The 255-nt window shown below is 52.2% G+C and carries 1 protein-coding gene; it reads left to right on the top strand.

Annotated elements, in window-relative coordinates; genetic code table 11:
- Positions 1-255, top strand: a 255-nt coding sequence (locus ACO0K2_RS19785; protein WP_423021772.1) for a MotA/TolQ/ExbB proton channel family protein, incomplete at both ends; no start/stop codon positions are given.

The raw sequence follows: 255 nt of genomic DNA, 5'->3' as shown, positions 1-255 counted from the left end.
CGACTGAACACCACGAAGGCGCATTGCTGGAACAAATCGACCTCAACACATGGGTATCGATGTCCATCCAACGCGCAGTCGACAAAGTACAAAGCCGTTTGCAAGATGGTCTGGCATTCTTGGCGACTGTTGGTTCTACAGCACCGTTCGTTGGTTTGTTCGGTACAGTTTGGGGTATCTACCACGCGTTGACAGCGATCGGTATGTCCGGTCAAGCATCGATCGATAAAGTAGCAGGTCCAGTGGGTGAAGCGC

This window comes from Undibacterium sp. MH2W, from assembly GCF_049340215.1.
In the GTDB taxonomy this organism is placed as follows: Bacteria; Pseudomonadota; Gammaproteobacteria; order Burkholderiales; family Burkholderiaceae_D; genus Undibacterium.
This window is presented reverse-complemented; position numbering and strand designations above follow the sequence as displayed.